Consider the following 4,911-nt stretch of genomic DNA (forward strand, 5'->3'; position numbering starts at 1 on the left):
GGCTGCTCCACTGCCTCGTCCTGTGTGGGAATGCCGAGCGCCGTAAGATCGAGGCCGAGCAGCCCCGCGCGTCCATCTGCCGGGTTGTGCCAGTTGAGCATGAGGTAGCTGAAATCCGCGATCGGGTCCCCCAGGGTCGACAGCTCCCAATCGAGCACCGCCAGCACTTGCGGACCGTCCTTGCGGAAGATGAGATTGTCGAGCCGGTAGTCGCCATGGACCACGCTCGAGCCGTGTTGCGGTGGCACCGTTTCGGGCAGCCATTCGATCAGCCGCTCCATCTTGGCCATGGGTTCGGTCTCGGACAATCGGTACTGGCTCGACCAGCGGGCGATCTGGCGGGCGCAATAGTCGGTCGGCTTGCCATACTCGCCAAGGCCGATTGCCTGCGGATCCTTGAGGTGGAGATCGGCCATGGTGTCGATCATCGCATCGTAGATCGCCCGGCGTTCCTTGCGTTCGATCCCGGGCAGCGCGCCGTTCCACAGGCTGCGCCCATCGGCGAGGTCCATGACGAAGAACTTGGCGCCGATGACATCGGGATCGTCGCACAGGCCGTATGTCCGGGGCACGGGGAAGCCGGTCGGGCCGAGCGCCGACATGGCGGCATATTCGCGGTCGACCGCATGGGCGCTGGGCAGCAGTTTGCCGAAGGGCTGGCGGCGCAAAACATAGGCCTTGCCCGGCGTGTCGATCCGATAGGTGGGGTTCGACTGCCCGCCCTTGAACTTGGCGTAAGACAGCGGCCCTTCGTAGCCGGCGACATTATTTTTGAACCAGGCATCGAGCCGGGTCAGGTCGAGCCGGTCCCTTTCTGGCACGGCAATGGTGCCAACCATCTCGGCGTCGAAATCGATGGCGTCCTCTTGGCCCATCAGTCGAACACCACCACGCTGCGCGCGGAATGTCCGCCCTTCATCGTTTCGAAGCCCTCGTTGATGCGATCGAGCGGGATGCGTTCGGCGATGATAGTGTCGAGGTCGAGCAGGCCGCGCAGGTAGAAATCGACCAGCCGCGGCAGATCGACCGGGAAGCGGTTCATCCCCATCAGCGCGCCTTGCAGCCGCTTGCCGGACAACAGGTCCATCGCGCCAAGGCCCACCTTGCAGTCGAGCGGCATCATCCCGAGGATCGTCGCCGTCCCGCCGCGGCGCAGCACCGCGACGGCCAGATCGGCACTCGCCTGCCGGCCCACGGCCTCGATTGCATGGTGCACCCCGCCGCCGGTGATCTTCATCACCTGCTCGACCGCGTCTGACGCGGTGGCGTCGACCGTGTGGGTCGCGCCGAGAACTTCGGCGAGCTCGCGCTTCTCGCCCAGCGGATCGATGGCGATGACCTGGCCTGCGCCCGCGATCCGCGCGGCATTGATCGCGGCGAGGCCGACCCCGCCGCAGCCCACCACCGCCACGCTTTCGCCAGGCACCAGCTTGCAGGCATTGAAGACCGCGCCCGCCCCCGTCGTCACCGCGCAGCCGATGACGGCCGCCCGGTCGAGCGGCATCGACTTGTCGATCGCCACGCAGGCATGTTCGTGGATCAGCATCTGTTCGCAGAAGGCCGAGAGATTGAGCATCTGGCCGACCGGCTCGCCACTGCCGGCGCGGGTGATGCGCGGAGCCTGCGTCTGGTCGCGCCGGACCTCGCCGCTGATGCACAGCGCCATGCGCCCGGTGACGCAGAACTCGCAGTGCCCGCAGAACGCGCTGAGGCAGCTGACGATGTGATCGCCGGGCTTGACCGTCCTCACCTCGCTGCCCACCGCGCGGACCACGCCGGCCGCCTCGTGCCCCGGGATGGCGGGGAGGGGGTGGGGGTAACTGCCGTTGATGAAATGCAGGTCCGAATGGCACAGCCCGCAGGCCTTGGTGTCGACCAGCACCTCGTGCGGGCCGGGCTGGGCCAGTTCAACCTCGCCGATGGTCAGCGCGCCGACCTGCTCCAGAATTGCTGCCTTGGCCATTCGCCCCTCCCTGTTACCGTGCCACGCCCATATCGCCCGAGCTGAGACGTTCCTCACCGCCTTGCGGCCGGGCGTCGTCCCGGCGCAGGGCATTGGCCGAGGGGCCGTCGTGCGGCATGTGCTTGGCAAACTCCATCCGCGCGATAGAGCGGGCGTGCACTTCGTCCGGACCATCGGCCAGCCTGAGGGTTCGCTGATGCGCGAAGGCATAGGCCAGCCCGTAATCGTCGCTCACGCCGCCGCCGCCGTGGGCCTGGATCGCATCGTCGATGATCCGCAAGGCCATGTTCGGGGCCTGGATCTTGATCATCGCGATTTCCTGCTTCGCCGCCTTGTTGCCGACCTTGTCCATCATGTCCGCCGCCTTGAGGCAGAGCAGGCGGGTCATGTCGATGTCGATCCGGGCGCGGGCGACCCGTTCCTCCCACACCGAATGCTTGTAGATCGGCTTGCCGAAAGCCTCGCGTTCCTGGAGCCGGCGGCACATCTTTTCCAGCGCTTCCTCGGCCGCGCCGATGGTGCGCATGCAGTGATGGATGCGGCCCGGCCCGAGCCGGCCCTGCGCGATTTCGAAGCCGCGTCCTTCGCCCAGCAGCATGGCGGTTGCGGGGACGCGCACATCCTTGAGTTCGACTTCCATATGGCCGTGCGGGGCATCGTCATAGCCGAACACCGGAAGATGGCGCAGCACGGTCACGCCGGGCGCGTCGATGGGCATCAGCACCATCGATTGCTGCGAATGGCGCGGGCCGCCAAAATCGGTCTTGCCCATGACGATGGCCACCTTGCAGCGCGGATCGCCGAGGCCCGAGGACCACCATTTGCGCCCGTTGATGACGTATCCGTCACCGTCCCGCTCGATCCGGGTCTCGATATTGGTCGCATCGGACGAGGCGGTGAAGGGCTCGGTCATCAGGAAGGCCGAGCGGATTTCCCCGTTCATCAGCGGGCGGAGCCATTCGTCCTTCTGTTCGCGCGTGCCGTAGCGGTGGAACACCTCCATGTTGCCGGTATCGGGCGCGGAGCAGTTGAACACCTCGCTGGCGAAGCCGATCCGCCCCATCTCCTCGGCGCACAGGGCATATTCGAGATTGGTCAGGCCAGGCCCCTCGAACTCGAAACTGTCGTCGACATGGTGGTGGCTGTCGTTGCGCGGCGGCATGAACAGGTTCCAGATACCGTCCGCCCTGGCCCTGGCCTTCAGTTCCTCGACCACGGGCAAGACCTTCCAGCGTTCGCCCCCGGCATCCTGCTCCTTGTAGGTGTCAACGGCGGGGCGGACGTGCTGCTCGATGAAGGTCCGGACGCGATCGCGCCAGTAGACTTGCCGCTCGGTCGGTTCGAAATCCATCGGCTCGGTTCCTCTCGTATGTCGAATTCGGTTGCCGGGTGAAACTGGCAGAGGTTCGCGCCCGCGCCAACCCCGCAAGCGCGGCTCAGGGAATGATTATGTTGCCGTCGGGGTCGGTACGCATCACGTCGACCAGCGGGTCGCCCCCCTGGCGGCGACCGGCGACGCGGGCCTGATGGTCCTCGCGGGTGATCGGGAAGCGCGCGAGCCAGAACGCCGCGAACAGGATCAGTGCCGTCATCACCGCCGGCACCATCCACAGCAACCGCCGGATCATCTCCGGGCTGACGGCATCCTGCGGCGTGCCGGGCGCAAGATCGATCGACTGGACGATCAGGCTGCTGATCAGAATGCCCGCCCCGGTCGCGCATTTCTGCACCAGCCAGTTGCCGGCGAAGAAGGTGCCCTCGGCCCGTTTGCCGGTGCGCTGTTCGAACGCCTCGACGACCTCGGCCACCATCGAGGTTGCCGAAACCAGCGAGGTGACGCTGGCGGTGTTCGCGCAGATGAGGAAGCCGAACAGCAGCGCGGTCGACGCGGTGGTCCCGGGTTCTGGCCAGGCCCCGGCCAGCAGCAGCAGGAAGGGCGAGACGAACAGCGCAAGGCCAGCCAGCGCGGCGAATGCAGCAGTGCGGGGCTTGCCCCAGCGCCGGTTGAGCGGACCGACCGCCAGGAACATGAACACCACCGAGACGAACAGCACAAGCGGATAGAGCTTGAAGGCAAGGTCCGAGAACTGCCAGACATAGAGATTGAGATATTGCGTGATCGAGAACGTCACCCCTTGCGCGATGTAGGCGCCGACCGCGCCGATGACGAAGATCGCGAAGGCGCGCTCTTGGAATGCCTCGACGATTTCGGCGAAGGCACCGCGCAGGCTGAACGGGCCGGGGCGCCGCGGCGGTAGCTGGGCGACGAGCCGGTGCTGCCCGATGGCCGACCCGATGACCGTCAGCAGGATGACGACTGCACCGAATGCCCCGTAGACGGCGTAACCGTCTTCGCGCAATTGCGCCTCGGGCGTGGGCAGGAACACCGTGAAGGTCATAACCATCATCATCAGTCCGCCGATCCAGGCGAACAGGAAGCGGTAGCGAAACAGGGTGGTGCGTTCATCGTAATCGTCGGTGATTTCCGGCACCAGGCTGATCGAGGGCACCTCGCACGCCGACAGCAGCAGCCGCACGCCCACCGCCAGCGCGACAATCTCCCCGAAACCCGGCACCCCCGTGAACGGGGGCGACCACAGCAGCGCCCACATCAGGGCGAGCGGCAGGGGCGCGAGATAGAGCCACGGCAGCCGCCGCCCCCATCGGCTGTAGGTCCGGTCCGAAAGATGGCCGATCAGGGGGTCGATCAGGGCGTCGATGACGAGCGCAGTCGCCAGCGCGGCGCCTACCGTGCCTGCGTCCACTCCCAGAACCAGATTGTAGAACGGCAGCAGGAAGAAGCTGAAGCCGCCGTCCTTGACCCCGAAGGCGATCGACCCGATGCCGTGGTACAGCTTGAGCCGCGCCGGCAAGGGGCCGCTGGTAAATGCCATCAGGCAGAGGGCCCGCGCGCCGCCCCGCCGACGCTGTCGCCCCCGCCGGACATT

Annotated in this window: 4 protein-coding genes; all 4 read right to left on the minus strand. The window is 66.5% G+C overall.

Annotation, left to right across the window (positions count from 1 at the left end; genetic code table 11):
• Positions 1-875, minus strand: an 875-nt coding sequence (locus tag ACHFFA_RS10540; RefSeq protein WP_394270801.1) for a phosphotransferase family protein, incomplete at its 3' end; no start/stop codon positions are given.
• A complete protein-coding gene (locus ACHFFA_RS10545; protein ID WP_394270802.1) occupies positions 875-1,963 on the minus strand; it encodes a Zn-dependent alcohol dehydrogenase in 1,089 nt (362 codons plus the stop codon). The genes ACHFFA_RS10545 and ACHFFA_RS10540, both read right to left, overlap by 1 nt.
• A gap of 13 nt (positions 1,964-1,976) precedes the next feature.
• The gene (locus tag ACHFFA_RS10550) at positions 1,977-3,314 is read right to left on the minus strand and encodes an acyl-CoA dehydrogenase family protein (protein ID WP_394270803.1); all 1,338 of its coding nucleotides are present in this window, start codon (positions 3,312-3,314) and stop codon (positions 1,977-1,979) included.
• A gap of 85 nt (positions 3,315-3,399) precedes the next feature.
• A partial coding sequence (locus tag ACHFFA_RS10555) for an MFS transporter (RefSeq protein WP_394270804.1) occupies positions 3,400-4,911 on the minus strand: 1,512 nt, incomplete at its 5' end.

Source organism: Qipengyuania sp. (genome assembly GCF_043423005.1).
Lineage (GTDB): Bacteria > Pseudomonadota > Alphaproteobacteria > Sphingomonadales > Sphingomonadaceae > Qipengyuania.

Coding starts and splice junctions, on each gene's coding strand:
- ACHFFA_RS10550 (WP_394270803.1), bottom strand. CDS start 3,314: ATGGATTTCGAACCGACCGAGCGGCAAGTCTACTGGCGCGATCGCGTC.
- ACHFFA_RS10545 (WP_394270802.1), bottom strand. CDS start 1,963: ATGGCCAAGGCAGCAATTCTGGAGCAGGTCGGCGCGCTGACCATCGGC.